Here is an 18,410-nt window from a genome sequence, read left to right as displayed (position 1 = left end):
ATCACGATGCTAATGGCTCCTAAGAAATAAAAAACAAAATCCTGAATAATAGGTAAAAGAGAAGGATATACAGAATCCTTCTCTTTTTTAATGGTTAATAAACGTGAGTTCAGGATAATTTGAAACTAGCTTTGAGAGAGGGTTTGCTACGCAAACCCTCTCTCAAAGCCAAAAGTAAAAGCCTTGCTAAGCAAGGCTTTTACTTTTGGCTTTGAGAATTTGCCAGCTTAACTCGAATTGACGTTTTTTTTAATCACAAAATGGTTACGCCATTTTGTGATTAAAAAACCCTTACTGGGTTTAGTTTTCAATTTCCAAAAGTGTAGCCACACTTTTGGAAATTGGTATAAGAGATAGCGAAGACGAATCAAAACCCCAAAGATGAGTGGCGGCGCGAAGCGCCGCCACTCATCTTTGGGAAGCAAACCTCTTTATCGTTGTTCGGGGGCTGGCAGTGCTAATGGGGGAGCAGGAGGAGTCTGCTGCTGGGCATTGGCAGTACCAGTCTGGCTAGCATTAGAATCCGTCGCCCCAGTCGCCCCAGCAACTGCTGCGCCGACAGGACGAAGCACTTCAACTCCATTCTGTTGCAACACCACAATTGGTGGCTCCGCATTAGTATCAATGCGCTTCACTAATACCTTGCCATTAGAAATCAATTGACCTGCCTTCACATAGCGAGAAGTTGACTCACCCGAAGCGCTGACAATCGCAAAGATTGTGCCTGAAATTTCAATAGTCCCCGTGACCTTTGTCCCTTCAGCAGCCTTTGTATCAGGAGGGGTAAAGACTTTTGAACTATTAGAGGTTTTGACTACAACCGCAGCTCTGAGCTTTGGAGGCTCTAGCGGCTTGGAGAGCAAAGTTTCTAACTGTGGTACTGGGTTAATAACTGAGCTAGTAAATGGATCGCGGGATTGTTTAGAGTCAACGCCAATTTTTTTCTCTAGTTCTTGAACCCTTGCTTGCTTATCAGTAGTAGCAATGAGGTCTTGGGGCTTTTGTTGTCCTGCCACGAAGGGAGCATTAAAAGTTTGAACCTTAGGCGTTGCTGCAGCGACTGGTGCAGTACTGGTGGTTGCATCAGCAATAGTGGGCAATGGTTTGCCTTCCTCTGCAAGTTTTCTCATTTCTTCGCAATCAGTGCCAGCCTTAAACTTAGCGGATTTGGTAACTCCTTGTTTGATTTCTCGCGCTGTACTGATCGTACATTCGGTTGGTGTACTATCACCACAAGCACTAAGGATTGTAGTAACGCTAAGAATCACGCCAGCTAGGTAATAGATACGCATAAAAAGTTCCTCTGCTGCCTACTTAGTTTTCGGTACAGCGTCATCCGATGTTTGTCGATTTTGACTGCAAGATAGTAAAGCATTATGGTAGTTTTGGCAATCACTAAAAATATAAAACTGCTATTCTAGAGACTGTCTCAGGGTTGATTCTTGATTAACTAGCACTAATGCAAGGATGAAGTGCAGCGCTGAGCGCTGCACTTCATCCTTGCATTAGTGGTTCATGCCTATTGATGGAGAAATTTGTGGAAGTTATATCGGAAGTTTATCAAGGTCAGTTTGGCAATTTTACGATTACTAAGAACGATCGCCTTAGCGTAATTGTCTATCGGATGGCTTTAGCGATCGCCGCCTTATGTTTTAGCCTCGGCACTCTATTGGTACTATGGCAACCCCATAACCCCGATGTTCTTAATGGTCTGACTTGGCTATATATCGCTTTCTCCGTCAGTTTGGGCGTAGCTCTTTGGACAATTCATATTTATTTGGAGTTATTACATCGGGTTTTACAGTTTTTTTGGATGATCGGTACGATCGCTTCGGTGGCGATCGCTATTTATTTCCCAGAGCCACTAGCGATCGCTATTTACAATCACCCATTAGCCTTAATTGGTGTCGGGTCAATTTTTGCCGCTTTAACGGGAATTTTCTTTAAAGAAACCTTTTGTTTCAATCGCTTTGAAACTAAGTTTTTAGTACCTTTAGTCCCTGTACTAATTCTTGGGCATTTAGTGAATTTGTTACCTGTAGCGATCGAACAAGGTTTGTTAGCTGCTTGGGCGATTTTGTTTATGATCTTCGCGATTCGGAAAGCAACTCAGGAAATTCCCTCAGACATTGGCGATAAGTCAGTATTTGCCTATCTCAAAGCTCAAAAGCAACAAGCAGTTTAATCCAGAGTTTCTCAGTAGCTAAGCATAAGTAAACTTAAAACCTAGAAGAGCGTACCGCCCGCGTAGCGGGCGGTACGCTTTAATAAGCGAATCTAATCAACCTGCATGGTGGGAAATAACCTGATGATTGCTACTCCTGTTAAGACTTATACCCCCGAAGAATACCTAGATTTAGAGACTACATCCACAACTCGTAACGAATATCGCAACGGAGAAATCATTCCGATGACTGGTGGCACACCCACTCATAACGAGATTATTGGTGCTTTGACAGTAATTCTGAGATTGGCACTCAAAGGTAAACCATTACAAGTATTTGTCACCGATCAACGCCTATGGATTCCTGAGCGTCAAATTCATACGTATCCTGATGTGATGGTTGTGCCTCGTCCAATTTTGTTGCAAGAGGGGCGCAAAGATACTACTGTGACTCAACCAGTTTTCGTCGCTGAGGTACTATCCAATTCCACCAAAAATTATGACCGTAGCGAAAAATTTAGCGATTACCGCACAATTTCTAGCTTTCAGGAATATTTGTTAATCGATCAGGTAAAACCTCACGTAGAGCGTTACATTAAGCAATCAGAACATCAATGGTTGTTTATCGAGTATGACAATTTAGACGATCGGTTTATGCTGTCATCGATTGGTGTTGAGGTTAGTTTGGCAGATCTTTATGAAGGTGTTGAGTTTAAATGAATCAAGCTTTTACTTCTCAGGCGGATGAATGGACAGAGGCGATCGCTATGGTGCAAAAGCGGTACGATCGCGAATATCGCAATGAGGCTTTTGATTTGCCTGAAGAGGTGGAGTCCATGCCACTGTTTCGCGAGTGGGTGAGTCATACTCTAGCTAGCAAAATTGCTTCACCTTTTTGGGAATTAGCACAATTTCAAAAAAATCAGCGTTGTCTAGACATTGGCTGTGGGGTCAGCTTTTTGATTTATCCTTGGCGCGACTGGGAAGTATTTTTCTATGGGCAAGAAATTAGTTTTGTGGCAAAGGAAGCACTTAACTCAAGAGGTTCGCAGCTTAATTCCAAGTTGTTTAAAGGTGTCCAGCTTGGGGCAGCACATAAACTCAGTTATGAGAATGGATTTTTTGACCGCGTAATTGCTACTGGGTTCAGTTGCTATTACCCCTTGGACTATTGGAAATTGGTTTTGCGCGAAGCAAAGCGGGTATTAAAACCCAATGGGATATTGATTTTTGATGCGATCGCCCCCGATCTAGAATTTGCAGAAAATTGGGCAATTTTAGAAACCTATCTAGGCTCTGAGGTATTTCTAACGGCGCTTAGTGAAATTACGGAGCTGGTGCAGTCGATGGGTGGCAAAATTACGGCGAAAAAAGATGGCTTGCTGTCCTGTATGTACCGCGTTCAGTGGTAGCTTGTTGAAGGTGATGCAAAGCATTACTTTTAACAAATATTCGTGTTTTACTTATTTTTATGGCTGATAATTCTTCCACAACAGGTGCTGATGCGATTGATGTAGCGATCGCACAGGGTATTGATTTTGATGGCACACCGATCGATCCCAAAAAACTCGATCTCTATAGCAGTGTTATGGCGCTTGAAGCAGGTCGTCAGCGCAGTGGCGTAACTAATACCATGCGATCGCGCATCGTCCGTATCGGGGCAAAACACATCCCTCAAGACGAACTTAACCAAAAATTGTTGGATGCTGGCTTTGCTCCACTTAAGGACAAGGATATTGCCTACTATTACAATAAATAGGTTTGTATTAAAACCCAAAGATGAGGAGCGCCGCTCCTCATCTTTGGGCTTTCTATATTTTCTGAAATCTAAATCTTTTGGGTTTGTTTTTTCCAAAAATTGGGCATAATTGCTGATAAGCAAACTTGCAATCGCTATGGTTAAGTATTGGCAATCACTTAGTATCTTCGCTATCACCCTATTTCTGACAGGGTGGGGCGGATTTAACCTAATTAAAAATTTTATTAACTTCAACGATTTAGATGCAGCGATCGCACAAACATCGTCGAGAACCGTCCGCAATCAAGATATTGAGCGTTTAAAGCGATCGGGGCAGCGTTGGATCGAAATCCGTCTGCGTAGCCAGACACTTTTGGCATGGCAAGGCAATAAGCAGGTCTATGCCGTAGTTGTGTCCACAGGCAAGAGCGACACACCTACGCCTACGGGCATTTTTGCAGTGCAGGCTAAGTATCCGACGGCAAGAATGAAGGGCGAGGACTATAATGTGCCCGATGTGCCTAATGTGATGTACTACAGTGGCAACTATGCAATTCACGGGGCTTATTGGCATCGTAGTTTTGGCATTCCCATCAGCCACGGCTGTACTAATGTGGCTCCCGATCATGCGGCTTGGTTATATCGATGGGCTTCTATCGGTACGCCCGTGGTGGTGCGCTAGGAGCAAGCTAAAATAATTAAAACTCCAAAACCTGTAGCGCACGCGCAGCGTGCGCTACAGGTTTTGGAGTTTTAAAATTTGCCAGCTTAACCCGAACTGACGTTATATACGGCGGCAACTATAGCTGCCGCTAGTTTTTTAGGACAAAATCAAAAGCCCAAAGAGAGTTGCCGCGCTACGCGCGGCAACTCTCTTTGGGCTTTTATGTCCTGATCCAGTTGGCGGCAGCTATTTACCTATCCTCTGCTAAATAAAACTTAATGAGCTAGAAATAGACAGAGGCGATCGCCTCACAGTAACCTAGAGACGGTATCTGTAATCATTTTATTTTTCACATTACAGTCTTTAGGAATAAGGATAAACCTATGGCAGTTCAACGCGGTTCTAAGGTACGTATTTTACGTAAAGAGTCCTACTGGTATCGTGAAGTCGGTACTGTAGCTTCTGTTGATAAGAGCGGCATCATTTATCCAGTGATCGTTCGTTTCGACAGCGTAAACTACTCCAACGTCGCAACTAACAACTTTGCGATCGATGAAGTTGAAGAAGTCGCCTAGATTCTTCTAACTCAAAAAAAGGTACAATCTCTGCTACGCAAAGATTGTACCTTTTTTAGTAAATAATGCCCGAATTACCCGAAGTTGAGACAGTTCGTATTGGTTTAAATGAAAATACTCTAGGTTGGCAAATTGAAGGGGGCGAAGTATTACTACCGCGAGCGATCGCCTATCCCGAACTTCCCGCAGATTTTTTAGATGCCATCGTGGGAGCCGAGTTTATAGCATGGCAGAGACGGGGAAAGTATTTAATCGCTAAGTTATCTCAGGGCAATCAATTAGGGGTACATCTAAGAATGACGGGAAGTTTGCTCTGGTGCGATCGCCACGAACCCCTAGGCAAACATACGCGTGTCAGGCTGTTTGTTAAGGCAAAGGGAAACAAGAAACAGGAAACAGGGAGCCTCCCCAAAGAGTTGAGGTTTGACGATCAGAGAACTTTTGGCAAAATGTGGTTAGTGCCATCGGAGCGATCGCCTGAATCGGTAATTACGGGTTTACAAAAATTAGGCTTAGAGCCTTTGGGTAGCGATTTTACGCCGCAGCATTTAGAATCCAAACTCAGCCGCACTGGTCGCCCGATTAAAACGGTATTGCTCGATCAAGAAACTGTGGCGGGAATTGGCAATATTTACGCGGATGAATCCTTATTTCTGGGCAAAATCCATCCTCAGAAAGCGGCAAACTCTCTTAATTCGGAACAGATCAAAGCTCTACATCAAGGGATTATCCATTCTCTTAGTGATGGTATCGCCAATGGCGGTACGACTTTTAGTTCTTTTCAGAATGTGGCTGGACTTAAGGGAAACTACATTGATATGGCTTGGGTATTTCGGCGGACTGGGCAGCCCTGTAAGATATGCGGCAATGCGATTTCACGCATAAAACTCGGCGGGCGATCGACACATTTTTGCGCTCAATGCCAAGTTCTATAGCTACTGCCAACGTTAGCTGAACGGAGTCGAAGCTAGATAACTGGATTGCGGAAAGGCATTCCTAAGGGATGCCTTTCCACTGCTAAAATCGCTTACAATCAATCATACCAATTCCCAAAATGGCAACGCCATTTTAGGAATCTCAAAACCTTACTGGGTTTAGTTTTTAATTCACAAAGATGTTGTCACACTTTCGTGAATTGGTATCATCTTGACAATCATTTAGCAATGGTTAAATCATGCTTCCTCCTTTTGTTGTTTTAGATCCGCTCCTTACCGAATGGCTGCGCGAAGATATCGGGCGTGGCGATCGCTCCACGGGTGGATTGTTTCCCGATGGCAATGCCCCCATCGGTAAGGCAGTATGGGTTGCTAAGGCGGATGGTGTCGTTGCGGGCTTAACGATCGCGGCTAGGGTATTTCACTTACTAGATGCTACCGTCCAATTTGTGACGATCGCGCGGGATGGTGCAGTGGTGAAATCAGGGGATCTGCTGGCGGAAATTAATGGCAGTCTCGCCACCCTGCTGATGGGCGAGCGGGTAGCGCTAAATCTGGTGATGCGGCTATCGGGTATTGCCAGTGCGACGGCGGACTATGTAAAAGCGATCGCGGGAACTACCGCCCATCTTGTCGATACGCGCAAAACGATTCCTGGAATGCGTCTGTTGGAAAAATATGCCACCTCGGTCGGGGGAGCGATCAACCATCGCTATGGATTGGATGATGCGGTCATGCTTAAGGACAATCATATTGCGGCGGCAGGGGGCATCACCGAAGCCGTAAGACGCGTACGCGAACATATTCCCTTTACCACATCCATTGAGGTGGAAACAGAATCGATCGCCCAAGTTAAAGAAGCGGTAAACCTCAATCTCGATGTCATCATGCTGGACAATATGCCTCTGGAGATGATGCGCGAGGCGATTGCGATCGTTCGCGACCATAGTCCCTATACGAAAATTGAAGCTTCGGGAAATATCACCCTCAATAGCATTGCTCGGATTGCAGAATTGGAAGTTGATTATATTTCTACTTCGGCAATGGTGACTAGATCGCATTGGCTGGATATCAGTATGCGGATTCAGTATGCGGATTAGGACATAGGGAAAGCGGCAACTTTATGGAATATGCGATCGATTTTGGCACGAGCAATACGGTTGTAGCGCGGGTTAATGAGAATGGAGGGATCGAAACGGTCGAGCTACCTGCCTATAGCAGCCTTGTTGCCGATAATCCACCCTTGATTCCCAGCCTTGTCTACGTGGTTGATGCGGCGAGCGAGCAGGTACTCATCGGACAGGAAGTAGGCGATCGCGGTTTAGACAATAAAAAAGGGAAAGGCGAGCAAAGATTTTTTAAATCCTTTAAACGGGCGATTGGTTCTCAAGTATCGATGTTCGTGCCAGAGATCGACGGGCGCGAAGTTGAATTTGAGCTGGTTGGGGAATGGTTTTTAAAGCGGATTATCGACCAATTGCCCAACGTGGATTCGCTAATTTTTACGGTTCCAGTGGATAGTTTTGAATCCTACCGCAATTGGTTGAGTGGTTTGTGCGATCGCCTGTCTGTGCATCAGGTGCGAATCTTAGACGAACCGACGGCAGCGGCGCTAGGCTATGGGCTTAGTAAGGGCGATGAAACCCTGTTAGTGGTGGATTTTGGCGGTGGGACTTTAGATTTATCCTTGGTCAAGTTGGCTTTAGCTCAGGAGCAATCTCAGGATAAATCTCAGGATACCTCTGAGGCAAAGCCATCGAAGTCGCCCTTAGGATTTCTCTTAAAATGGGGCGATCGCAAGGTTGTCAGTGCTGCAAAAAGTTCTGCGGCATCGAGTTCTTCGCGCAATTCCCAAATTGCGAAGGTGCTTGCGAAAACTGGACAAAATCTTGGCGGCATAGATATTGACAATTGGATTGTTGACCATTTCCATACCATGCTGGGGCTGCCTAAAAATTCCCTTGTTACCCGCCTTGCCGAACGCATCAAGATTGCTCTTTCTTCTGCCCCATCAACAACTGAGGTTTATTTTAACGACCAAACCTTTGAATCCTACGAGTTAACCCTAACGCGATCGCAGTTAGCTCAAATTCTGGAACAGCAGCAGTTTTTTGCCAATCTCGATCGGGCTTTAGATCGGATTCGCCAACAGGCTCAGCGTCAAAATATCGACTTCGAGCAAATCGATGCTGTGCTATTGGTCGGGGGAACGTCGCAAATTCCTGCGGTGAAGGAATGGGCGTTACGCTACTTTCCCATCGAGAAGGTTAAAGCGGATAAACCCTTTGAGGCGATCGCTCACGGAGCAATTTCACAAGGTTGGGAGCTAAAAGACTTCCTCTATCACAGCTATGGCGTTCGCTATTGGGATAAAAGGTATAAAAAACATAATTGGCACACCATCGTTAAGTCTGGTGCCACCTATCCCTTAGAAAAGCCAGTGGAGCTTACCCTTGGGGCATCGAGTCCCGATCAGCCCAGCATTGAGCTAGTTATCGGCGAACTGGGCGAAACTAATGTGGAGGTCTATTTTGAAGATCGTCGTCTTGTGACCCGTGTTTTAGATGGAAAACAAGTCGCCGCGCAGATTCTCAATGAAAATAGCAAAGCGATCGCGAAGCTCGATCCTCTAGGACAAATGGGGAGCGATCGCATTAAGGTTTTCTTTCAAGTTGATGAAAAGCGCACATTACGGATTATGGTTCGAGACCTATTGACCAAGAAAAATTTATTAGATGATGTTTCTGTGGTTCAACTCATGTAGAGAAGGTCGATAATTTGAAATGATTATAGGATTTGAGTAATGCTAGAACTAATATTGCTATTTAAGATTTTATTTGCTCAGATTTTTACAGGTTCAAACAATAATTCAATATATATTGCCGAGCCAAGATTTATATCCAAATTAGCATTCTCCATAGCTAATAGTAATTTAGTTATTATATATAAATTCATGCTTGATAAAGCAGTAAAACCACAATTTAATGACACAAAACTACAATACGTTCACGATCGCAGAAGAGAATTTCAAGTTTGCAAAGAAGGTATAAACGATAGAGATGATACTGGATCCTATGGTCTTTTAGAACACAGAACAGAATATTCTCAAGTATATCAAATAGATAGTCAGAAATATATTTTAGAATTCAATTGTTATCCTGGAGCATACAACTTCTATAACGAATATCTTCTGTACTCAATCAAAGATTATGGAATAGAGGTCAAGCCACTTCAGTTAATGAGGATTAGTAGCCAAGAAAAGATCGATCTCAACGAGCAACTTGTTTGGAGTTATTACAGAGGAGCTCGTGGATCAATAGATTTCAATCCCCAAAACCTAACCTTAAAAGTTAATACTATTCGTAACCATGGTGGTTATAGAGCTACTTACAAATTTGATGAAGATGAGTTTAAGCTTGTAGAATACACTATTGTTTCTTTTAAAAATCGAAAATTTGGCGAAAGACCAAATGTTAAGACTTTTACTTTCTAGCCGTAAAAATTAATATGAATTCGCTGGCTGTTAGTAGCTGTAGTCAAGCGATTAGTCCATAAAACCCCATCAGAGAATGGCAGCGCTTTGCGCTGCCATTCTCTGATGGGGTTTTGATTTTGTCCTAACGCAAGTGGCAAGCAATAGGAGCTTGCCAAGCCTCTCTTGCTTGCAAATTACCGAAATATTGGCAGAAATATTGAACTAAAAGAGATTATGCGAGTCTTGTAGAGTATGGTACAATCGCGCCCAATTTCCTTATTCCCGCTACCTTCGGCTAGCAAGTATATGAGACTCCCCACACACACAACCCCTCTTCGTAGCCTTGCCTTTGGGCTAGCCTCGCTTTTGAGTGTTAGCGCGAATCTGCTAATTAACTTTAACAGTGCCAGCAATGCTCAGTCTTTCCCCAATGATTCCGTAACAGTCACACCCGTAAGCGCTGGCGCTCAGTACCTCGTATATTTACCAAATGTAGCCAATGTTAAACAGGCAAAGGTATTAGCTCCCGATGCATTTATCAGCCGCCTAGACACGGGTGAGCAAGTCGTACAGTTAGGACGCTTCAATAACTTAAATCTAGCGCAACGTCGAGCCGCCCAGTTCAGTCAAGCAGGACTCGCCCCCCAAATCAAAACCGTCCAGAGTAAATTTGCGACTGTTCCCAGTAATACCGTTCAGCCTATAACACCTACTTCTTCCGCGCCAATCCCCGTCGAATCAGTCCCCATTCAGACAACTCGCCCCGATGCCCTGCCCAATGTACCAGGGTCAGAGCTGCCGAACAACCAAAGCAACGCGATCGAGATCGTGCGATCGCCACAACCAGTTTCTCAGCAAAGCCAACCGATCCCCATTCAGAATGCCAGTCAGCCGATCGCCAGTCAAGGTATCGTCAATACCTCGCAACTTCGCTATTTCGTGATTATTCCCACAGGACAAACCTCAGAATTACAGCGCGTACAAGCGATCGCCCCCAGCGCCCAGCTACGTTCTTCCTATCGTGGCACCTATATCGAAGTTCAAGGCTATCCCGATCGCCCTAGCGCCGAAACCCTCAACCTGACTATTCGTCGTCAAGGATTTGACAGCCGAGTAGTGTTTTTCTAGCGTAAATGTCAAAACAGTGCGGCAATTTCAGACCTCCTCGCTCTGGAATTTACCGAACCGTGCCGATTAGTGACATAATGTATGGGAAAACTTAGGATACAACTGATACTGCTATGTCAGAGGGAAAAGGATTTGGCTTTGGTTTAGGCAAAATGAAAGAAGCCTTCCAAAAAGCCCAGCAAATTCAAGAAGGCGCTAAAAAGCTGCAAGAAGAATTAGATCAACTGCGCCTAACGGGTGAATCGGGTAGTGGTTTGGTGAAGGTAACTCTAAGCGGTAACCAAGAGCCTCAAAGCGTAGAAATTGCTCCTGAAGCTTTGAATGAGGGGGCAGAGGTTTTATCAGACTTGGTACTCGCCGCCCTTAAGGATGCCTATCAACTTTCTACGGGTACGATGAAACAAAAGATGGAAGATCTTACTGGTGGTTTAGGTTTACCCGCAGGCTTCTAACGGTTTAAGAAGCCTGCGAGGCTCGCTTCTTAAATTAGACTAGGAATTTTACTTGATATTTTTATGATTAATAATCCCGCTTTGCGTGTACAGCGCCGAAATCAGCCCGCAGCAATCATTCCTACTCAACAGCAAGCTTCGATTCTTGACTGGCTCGAGTCAACGGGTCGGCTCATCGCTAGAGAAGGCACTGAATCCAGCTTAAAGTTTGATGATGAAGCTGAAGAATTGAGTGAATTAATGTTGGGTGACGATCCTAGTTACATCGATGATGATGACGATCTCGATGATGACGATGTTGATTAAGTTTCTATGGCAAAAAAACAGAAATTTCCCCATCTGATCGGTTCAAAATGGACTGCCGAGCAGGAAACCTTCGGTTGGAGACATTTTGTTGTTGTCAATCGCAAAAATGAAGGAGACTTAGTTTTTGCCGAGATCAAAGCCGCCTGCGATGACTCAGTGAGGTTTTGGCTCAATGCTAAAGCCCTAAATAGGCGATCGCTATGGTCGCCTGGATGGAAAACCTTGCAAGAAATGTAAGAAATGGAAAAAGGCTGCACTCAAGTGCAGCCTTTTTCCACGAATTCACGAAAGTGTGACAACACTTTTGTAAATTAAACACCAAACCCAGTAAGGTTTTGAGATTCCCAAAAGTGTAGCCACACTTTTGGGAATTGGTATTACCTATTAAGTAGCTAGCAAAACCTGTAAAGTTGCGCCCCGTGGGGGCGCAACTTTACAGGTTTTGCTAATTTATTTTACACAAGCACTTAGATAAGTATTTGGGCATAATTAAACCCCAAAAACCTGTAGCGCACGCGCAGCGTGCGCTACAGGTTTTTGGGGTTTATATTTTGCGCTCAGCTACTTAGATCAATAGATGATTAGTATGATTAAACCTTCGCTAAGGTTTTGATATTCATTAGCTTCAGGAAGCGATCAAAATTAAAATGCTTGCCCATCATTTCGCAAATGCTAGTCACCTTTACCCCTTCATGCAATCGCACCTGACCGAGGCAACCTTCTATAATGCTAACGGTGCTGAGGGTATCCTTGCTAACGGCGAGAATCGGTACGCCTAATTCCATTGCCTTGTGAGCGACATCCTCATTTACAAAAGGACGACCCGTTAAAATTAGACAATTTGTGGAGGTCTCAAGCGCTGCAAACTGAAGATCGATCCGACTACTGCCTGTAATTACCGCTTTATTGTAGGACTTACGGAAATAACTTTGTGCCGAGCTAACATCCATAGCGCCGATTTTGAGTTCTTCGACCATGATTTTGCCAAGATCGATATTTTCGGGCTGGCAGAGAATGCTTGCACCGAGCTGCTCAATGATCTCAGAGACGCTAACGCTTCTTAGGGTACGGTTTTCAGGCATCAGCGCAAATACGGGAATGCCTTGATTTTCGAGGTATGGGTGCAGAATCTCGATCGCAGTTTCGTACTGCTCGTCGGGGATATCATTAATTACCACACCCAAAAGGCGATCGCCAAAACGTCGTTTTGCCATGAGGATATGATCGACCACCAACAGAGAGCCAAACCGCATCACTAATAGAATTGGCGCTTCAAGATGGACTGCCATTTGCTCTAAAGAAAGCCCAAAAATCGCCCCTTCCGCAGTATTGGCAGGAGCTTCAAGAAAGACGATATCACCTTCAATGATTTCTTTATACTCTTCAAGCTTATCGCTGTAATCAGCCGTATCTTCACCAGATAGGCGGCGCTGGAGGGCAGAGCGGTCAAGATTAAGGAGGGTAGGACGCAAAAGTGACTGTGGCAAGCTTAAGGTTTGCTTAATAAATTCCACATCAGCTTCACTGCGCTCGGCTGCTTCGGGTAACTCCTTGGTCGTAAAAGTACCAATTGGTTTTCCGTAGCCAACTTTGTAACCCTTGGCTTGCAAGTTGTATGTTAATCCCAGAATTGTTGCTGATTTTCCACTGCCCGATCTGGTTGAACCAATCAGCAAATGCTTAGCCTGTGGCACGTCTTGCCCTCTAAAAAATGATTACAAACTTTACTGGATTGTATTAAAGCCTACATCCTGTTTGCCTATTGTAACTGATGGACTGTTACGGATACTTTTTGATCTTGGTCGATCTTGACCGATTATGCATCAATTATGCATAGGGATTATGCAATATCTCGATAAGAAACCATAAGGACTAATTCCGAAATATTGCGTCGCTCACTCGACAAGCCTCAGCTATTTCCTTGGGATCGTGAACCCGTAAGATATCTGCTCCTCCTGCAATGCCAGCACTACAAGCAGCAATCGTTCCCAAAAGGCGATCGCTAGGTTCTGGGCGATCGCATAATTTACCGATAAAGCTTTTGCGGGATACTCCTAGCAGCAAGGGCACAGGGATCGACTGGAAGGCTCGCAAATTTCTTAATAGTTCGAGATTATGATCGAGGGTTTTGCCAAAACCGATGCCAGGATCGATCGCAACTAAATGCTTGGGAATGCCGCAGGACTTGGCAACAGAAATTGCGTCGGTGAGAAATTGCTGAATATCCTTGACCACGTCACGATATTGGGGATTAATTTGCATAGTCCTTGGCTCTCCCTGCATATGCATCAAAAAGATGGGGACTTGCAACTTACCCGCCAGAGGCAACATTTCAGGATCGGCTCTACCTGCGGAGACATCATTAAGCATATCGGCTCCTGCGGCGATCGCGGCTTTAGCGACACTCGCCTTCACCGTATCAATAGATATCGGCAGATCGGGATATTCATCTCGAATTGCGGCAACGATCGGCAAAACGCGATCGATCTCCTCGGCGGCGCTAATTGCTGCGGCATTAGGACGGGTCGATTCGCCCCCAATATCGAGCATATCAATATAGGGGCTCATCTGAGCAACCTGTTTAAGTGCGGCATCTCGCGAGTTAAACTGCCCACCATCGCTAAAACTATCGGGGGTAACATTCAAAATACCCATTAGATAGGTGCGATCGCCCCAAATGAACTGGCGATCGCGAATTGTCCAATTAGCTTTAGGAGCTTTAGTTAAGTTGCTAGTTAAGTTGCTAGTTAAGTTGCTAGTTAAATTACTAGTTAAATTATTGGTCGAGCTAGCAGTTTTGCTTTTGCTTAAATTCAAGATTTCCACCTCAGATAATTGTAAATATATGGAGGACGTGGAGATTCCTCCTTTACCTAGCTATCGGCTAAAACTTGAGCGGGGTGAGGCTCAGCTTTGACAGCAAGATAAATTTTCTCGATTTTACCTTCTGCATCGATCACAAAGGTATTGCGGAAGATACCCATATATTCTTTTCCCATCATTTGCTTTTTGCCATAGCTCTCGTAGGCAGTAGCCACCTTAGCATCCACATCACAGAGCAAAGGAAAAGGTAAGTCAAACTTTTCGGTAAATTTTTGATGAGATTTCGCATCATCGGTGCTAACGCCAAAAATCAGCGTGTTTTTCGCTTGAAACTCGGCATAGCGATCGCGAAAGCCGCAAGCTTCCTTGGTGCATCCTGGGGTATTGTCGCGGGGATAGAAATATAGAACTACCCGTTTGCCCCTAAGACTGGCAAGAGACACAATATTGCCGTGGGTATCAGCCACGCTAAACTCTGGGGCAAGATCGCCAACTTTCAAAGCCATAGATATTTTCTACCATTTGTAATCCAAGAAATATTATGAGGCATTCCTGCGGCAGGAATGCGGCAGGAATAATAGTGAGAAGTAAGTATCTGGGCGCAATAAATATAAACCCAAAAGCCCTGTAGCATAAGCTGCACTTGCGCCACAGGGCTTTTGATTCTGGGTTTTAATTATGCCTAGCTACTTAAAAATTTGGTATTACAGCGCTTTGCGCTCAAACCCAAACCAAGGAAATTTTTGAAAGCGTTGCTAAGCAACGCTTTCAAAAATTTCCTTGTGGTTCGTTTGATCGATAATTGCTGTAGGGACTGGCTATTAATTAAAGTACCTATGGCTTCGACTACGCTCAGCCAACGTTATAGCTATATTCACTTAAGTCAGGACATCAAACCCAATAAAGAGTGGCGGCGCTTCGCGCCGCAACTCTTTATTGGGTTTGATTGCCGAAGCTAACGTTGACTACACGGGACAATTTTTATCTGCAAGCGCCTTGGCTACTGAAAAGCTGTGAAAAAGTCAAGATTCCTTCCCTCTGGGTTTGCAAAACTAAGGCTTTATGTAATGATCTTTGGGAGTCGATCGCCAATGCAAATTTTTGCAAAAATCCTGTGAATCCTTGGCTAAGTTTGTTGCAACAGCATCGTATTATTGCCGTTATTCGCGCTGATAATATTAGTACTGCACGGGAGATGGCGCTTGCCGCCGCCGCAGGAGGTATCAAGCTCATAGAGATTGCTTGGAATACCGATCGCGCTGAGTCGCTCATTCCCAAATTACAGCAGGAATTACCTGATTGCAAAATTGGGACGGGCACCGTTCTCGATATTGATAGCGCGGAGAGGGCGATCGCCTGTGGTTGTAGTTTTTTATTTACTCCCCATACCAATCCCGACTTAATTGCCAAGGGAGTCGAAAGTAATATTCCTGTGATTGCTGGAGCCTTAACCCCCACAGAAATAATTACCGCATGGCAAGCGGGGGCATCGGCGGTTAAAGTTTTTCCGATTAAAGTAGTGGGTGGGGTTGATTACCTGAAATGCCTACAGCCCGTATTGCGGGATATTCCCCTCATTCCTACAGGGGGAGTTACAATGCAAAATGCGGATCGATTTCTAGCGGCAGGGGCGATCGCCGTGGGCATATCTAGCCATTTATTTTCTCCAGAAGCGATCGCTGAGGACGACTGGACGACGATTATTGCGCGATCGCAAGCCCTCATCCAAAAAGTCCAACCATTTCAAAATCAGTAGCTTGACATAGCGCGGCAAGCCCAAAATAAGCCTAAAGAAAGTCCAAAACAGTTTATGCATTATGCAGCTCTAGGTTTAGATGTTGGCAGAAAAAGAATCGGTGTCGCTGGATGCGATCGCCTAGGTATAACCGTGCATGGAATTACCACCATTTCCCGCCGATCGTGGGATGAAGATATGGCAATTCTGCGATCGCTAATTTTAGAAAGGGCGATCGATACTTTAGTGGTAGGTTTGCCCTACAACATGGATGGTTCCCTCGGTCATCAAGCCAAACATGTTCAAAAATTTGCCAAGGGTGCTGCCAAACAATTGGGTATCTCAGTGGAATTTGTCGATGAGCGTCTAACCTCCTACGAAGCCGAAGAAATGATGCGATCGCAGGGAATTTCCACAAGGCACAACAAAGAAATGATCGATCGCAAAGCTGCCGCTCTTATCTTGCAGCAATGGCTGGCTTTAAAACGCTCTAAGTAATTCCAAGTAATTTAGATCTCCAAAAAACAGTAGCGCAAGTGGCGCGTGCGCTACTTGTAAGCGATCGCAATATTCCTGCAATTGGCGTGGTAACAAGCTAAATGCTGTAAATAGGTATGCCACCAAGCCACATCTCCGATCTTTCCAAATATGTCCCCTTTGCTGTCATAATGCTTAAAAGCGCCAAAAGCCTTATACAAGAGGGTTTCTCTGAGCTAGTAGTGCTATAGGATACAAAACAGCAATCTATGGAAGGATCGACGATCGTACTTACGGATGACGCAGGTAAGAGCTTGCCTTGCACTGTCGAAACCGCGTTTAAAGTGGACAGCACCGAATATTTGTTGCTGCAACCAGTGGATTTTTCCGTGCAAATCTTTGCATGGCAAGAAACCGATGACGAAGAAGAAACTGAATTGGTCGATGTCACTGAAGAGGAAATCGATCTAATTTTTCCAGTCGCTCAGGCAGTTCTTGCAGAACAAAATCTTTCTCTCAAAAGGTCTGCCCATACATTGACCGTTGAGGGTGAATTACCTGAAGCAACTGAAGAAGATATCATTGAGATTGATACTGAAGAAGATGGTAATTGTGGTGAGTTTCAAGAGCTAGCCCATTTCTACTATGAAGAGCAAGCTTTTTCAGTATTTACATCTCTCGATCCTTTGATGTTTATTGCAAAAGTTGGTGATGATGGTCAACCAGAAATCCTTTCTCCAGAAGAGATGGCAGCACTTGAGCCTTATGTGGAGCAATATCTAGACCATGTCCTCAGCACAGAAGATGCCGAAGAAGAGTTCTAATTGGCTGTTTTATGGCATTGCTATCCCCGCAACCATCTTATTTACTGGTTTAGTTAGTAGTTCTTGGTGGATTTGGGCAAGTGCCGCGCCTAGTAGTTTTGGCATAAAAGTTCGATTAACCATATCTGAGGGGATGCCAACTCAAGCGATCGCTCAAGAACTAGAATCAGCGGGCATAATCCGCTCTAGCTTAGCTTTGCGTCTATGGCTACAGTGGCAATCGTGGCGGGGTAACGATTCAGTCGCATTGAAATCGGGAACTTACGACCTAACTACCAATCAATCTTTGCAAGAGGTGGTGGCTCAAATTCAGACCACGAAATCGACAGAAGTCCGATTTACGATTCCTGAAGGTTGGACGATCGCACAGATGGCAGATTTATTTGAGAAGCAAGGATTTTTCAGTGCGAAAGATTTTGTTGCCGCAGCTCAACGGACGAGCCCCAAGCGCCGCAGTTGGCTGCCCGAAGATATCCCCAGTTTGGAAGGGTTTCTATTTCCCGATACCTACCAAATCTTGCCATCTGAGGCAACTCCTGATCGCATCATCAATTTGATGCTCGATCGGTTTGAGCAGGTAGCTTTGCCCATTTATCAAGAAAACCAGTCTGGTAAGCCCAAGGTCAAAGTCAGTCTCAAGGATTGGGTAACGCTCGCTAGTATTGTCGAAAAAGAAGCAGTTATTGACACCGAGCGACGGCTCATCTCTGGCGTTTTTTGGAATCGACTCAAACAAAATAAACGATTGGAATCCGATCCGACCGTTGAGTATGGGTTAAACATTCGTCAGACCCCAGAAAATCCTCTGACCTTGGAACAGGTAAGAACGGCTTCTCCTTACAATACTTACCTAAATGAAGGGCTTCCCCCTGGGGCGATCGCTTCTGTAGGTTTAGCCAGTCTCAAGGCGACTCTCGATCCTGCGACAACTGACTATCTATTTTTTGTTGCCAAATATGACGGTAGCCATGTGTTTAGTCGGACTTTAGAGGATCACGAAAAAGCCTTGCAGGCGATCGACAAAAAAATTCAACAAAAAGCACCAAAACAATAGTTATAGTCGTTTTAAATAACTTGTAGACGGGCTTCGACTTCGCTCAGCCCTCGGTGTAAG

The 18,410-nt window shown here is 44.7% G+C and carries 22 protein-coding genes; 18 read left to right on the top strand and 4 right to left on the bottom strand.

Annotated elements, in window-relative coordinates:
- Positions 1-431: 431 nt before the first annotated feature.
- Positions 432-1,292: a hypothetical protein gene (locus AC805_RS23095; RefSeq protein WP_055077582.1), complete on the bottom strand. Its 861-nt coding sequence runs from the start codon at positions 1,290-1,292 to the stop codon at positions 432-434.
- A 233-nt stretch (positions 1,293-1,525) separates the two neighbouring features.
- Between AC805_RS23095 and AC805_RS23090 the strand changes: the two genes are divergently transcribed.
- From AC805_RS23090 to AC805_RS23025, 14 genes are all read left to right on the top strand, one after another.
- Positions 1,526-2,185 carry a DUF2301 domain-containing membrane protein gene (locus AC805_RS23090; protein ID WP_055077581.1) on the top strand — a complete coding sequence of 220 codons (660 nt, stop codon included), beginning with the start codon at positions 1,526-1,528 and terminating at the stop codon, positions 2,183-2,185.
- Between the two features lie 123 nt (positions 2,186-2,308).
- Positions 2,309-2,884, top strand: a complete 576-nt coding sequence (locus tag AC805_RS23085; RefSeq protein WP_055077585.1) for a Uma2 family endonuclease — start codon at positions 2,309-2,311, stop codon at positions 2,882-2,884.
- A complete protein-coding gene (locus AC805_RS23080) occupies positions 2,881-3,576 on the top strand; it encodes a class I SAM-dependent methyltransferase (protein WP_055077580.1) in 696 nt (231 codons plus the stop codon). The genes AC805_RS23085 and AC805_RS23080 overlap by 4 nt, the downstream gene beginning before the upstream one ends.
- Positions 3,577-3,635: 59 nt before the next feature.
- Positions 3,636-3,923: a DUF4090 family protein gene (locus AC805_RS23075; RefSeq protein ID WP_009626229.1), complete on the top strand. Its 288-nt coding sequence runs from the start codon at positions 3,636-3,638 to the stop codon at positions 3,921-3,923.
- 136 nt (positions 3,924-4,059) lie between these two features.
- Entirely contained in the window at positions 4,060-4,584 is a 525-nt protein-coding gene (locus AC805_RS23070) for a L,D-transpeptidase (RefSeq protein WP_055077579.1), read from the top strand.
- A 365-nt stretch (positions 4,585-4,949) separates the two neighbouring features.
- Positions 4,950-5,141 (top strand): photosystem I reaction center subunit IV, encoded by a 192-nt coding sequence (locus AC805_RS23065; RefSeq protein WP_055077578.1) that lies wholly within the window; start codon positions 4,950-4,952, stop codon positions 5,139-5,141.
- Positions 5,142-5,206: 65 nt separating this feature from the next.
- The gene (locus tag AC805_RS23060) at positions 5,207-6,076 is read left to right on the top strand and encodes a DNA-formamidopyrimidine glycosylase (protein ID WP_055077577.1); all 870 of its coding nucleotides are present in this window, start codon (positions 5,207-5,209) and stop codon (positions 6,074-6,076) included.
- Between the two features lie 239 nt (positions 6,077-6,315).
- Entirely contained in the window at positions 6,316-7,176 is an 861-nt protein-coding gene (gene nadC / locus AC805_RS23055) for a carboxylating nicotinate-nucleotide diphosphorylase (protein ID WP_055077576.1), read from the top strand.
- A 23-nt stretch (positions 7,177-7,199) separates the two neighbouring features.
- The gene (locus AC805_RS23050; protein ID WP_055077575.1) at positions 7,200-8,840 is read left to right on the top strand and encodes an Hsp70 family protein; all 1,641 of its coding nucleotides are present in this window, start codon (positions 7,200-7,202) and stop codon (positions 8,838-8,840) included.
- A gap of 39 nt (positions 8,841-8,879) precedes the next feature.
- The gene (locus AC805_RS23045; RefSeq protein WP_055077574.1) at positions 8,880-9,569 is read left to right on the top strand and encodes a hypothetical protein; all 690 of its coding nucleotides are present in this window, start codon (positions 8,880-8,882) and stop codon (positions 9,567-9,569) included.
- Between the two features lie 288 nt (positions 9,570-9,857).
- Positions 9,858-10,679, top strand: a complete 822-nt coding sequence (locus AC805_RS23040) for a hypothetical protein (protein WP_055077573.1) — start codon at positions 9,858-9,860, stop codon at positions 10,677-10,679.
- A gap of 113 nt (positions 10,680-10,792) precedes the next feature.
- Positions 10,793-11,131, top strand: a complete 339-nt coding sequence (locus AC805_RS23035; protein ID WP_009626251.1) for a YbaB/EbfC family nucleoid-associated protein — start codon at positions 10,793-10,795, stop codon at positions 11,129-11,131.
- A gap of 63 nt (positions 11,132-11,194) precedes the next feature.
- Positions 11,195-11,437: a DUF3134 domain-containing protein gene (locus AC805_RS23030; protein WP_009626250.1), complete on the top strand. Its 243-nt coding sequence runs from the start codon at positions 11,195-11,197 to the stop codon at positions 11,435-11,437.
- Positions 11,438-11,443: 6 nt separating this feature from the next.
- The gene (locus AC805_RS23025) at positions 11,444-11,674 is read left to right on the top strand and encodes a TIGR02450 family Trp-rich protein (protein WP_009626249.1); all 231 of its coding nucleotides are present in this window, start codon (positions 11,444-11,446) and stop codon (positions 11,672-11,674) included.
- 353 nt (positions 11,675-12,027) lie between these two features.
- Here AC805_RS23025 and AC805_RS23020 read toward each other — a convergent pair whose 3' ends face one another.
- The 3 genes from AC805_RS23020 to bcp form a co-directional block, all read right to left on the bottom strand.
- Positions 12,028-13,131, bottom strand: coding sequence for a phosphotransacetylase family protein (locus AC805_RS23020; protein ID WP_055077572.1), 1,104 nt, complete (start codon positions 13,129-13,131; stop codon positions 12,028-12,030).
- A 178-nt stretch (positions 13,132-13,309) separates the two neighbouring features.
- The gene (gene folP, locus AC805_RS23015; RefSeq protein ID WP_082429621.1) at positions 13,310-14,254 is read right to left on the bottom strand and encodes a dihydropteroate synthase; all 945 of its coding nucleotides are present in this window, start codon (positions 14,252-14,254) and stop codon (positions 13,310-13,312) included.
- A 56-nt stretch (positions 14,255-14,310) separates the two neighbouring features.
- Positions 14,311-14,766, bottom strand: coding sequence for a thioredoxin-dependent thiol peroxidase (bcp, locus tag AC805_RS23010; RefSeq protein WP_055077571.1), 456 nt, complete (start codon positions 14,764-14,766; stop codon positions 14,311-14,313).
- A 608-nt stretch (positions 14,767-15,374) separates the two neighbouring features.
- Between bcp and AC805_RS23005 the strand changes: the two genes are divergently transcribed.
- The 4 genes from AC805_RS23005 (at position 15,375) to mltG (ending at position 18,350) form a co-directional block, all read left to right on the top strand.
- Positions 15,375-16,016, top strand: a complete 642-nt coding sequence (locus AC805_RS23005; protein ID WP_055077583.1) for a bifunctional 4-hydroxy-2-oxoglutarate aldolase/2-dehydro-3-deoxy-phosphogluconate aldolase — start codon at positions 15,375-15,377, stop codon at positions 16,014-16,016.
- Between the two features lie 54 nt (positions 16,017-16,070).
- The gene (gene ruvX, locus AC805_RS23000) at positions 16,071-16,493 is read left to right on the top strand and encodes a Holliday junction resolvase RuvX (RefSeq protein WP_055077570.1); all 423 of its coding nucleotides are present in this window, start codon (positions 16,071-16,073) and stop codon (positions 16,491-16,493) included.
- A 248-nt stretch (positions 16,494-16,741) separates the two neighbouring features.
- Positions 16,742-17,296, top strand: a complete 555-nt coding sequence (locus AC805_RS22995; RefSeq protein ID WP_009626243.1) for a DUF3727 domain-containing protein — start codon at positions 16,742-16,744, stop codon at positions 17,294-17,296.
- A complete protein-coding gene (mltG, locus tag AC805_RS22990) occupies positions 17,259-18,350 on the top strand; it encodes an endolytic transglycosylase MltG (RefSeq protein ID WP_231664249.1) in 1,092 nt (363 codons plus the stop codon). Before AC805_RS22995 ends, mltG begins: the two co-directional genes overlap by 38 nt.
- Positions 18,351-18,410 lie beyond the last annotated feature (60 nt).

The sequence above is a fragment of the Pseudanabaena sp. 'Roaring Creek' genome (assembly GCF_001402795.1).
GTDB lineage: Bacteria > Cyanobacteriota > Cyanobacteriia > Pseudanabaenales > Pseudanabaenaceae > Pseudanabaena.
This window is presented reverse-complemented; position numbering and strand designations above follow the sequence as displayed.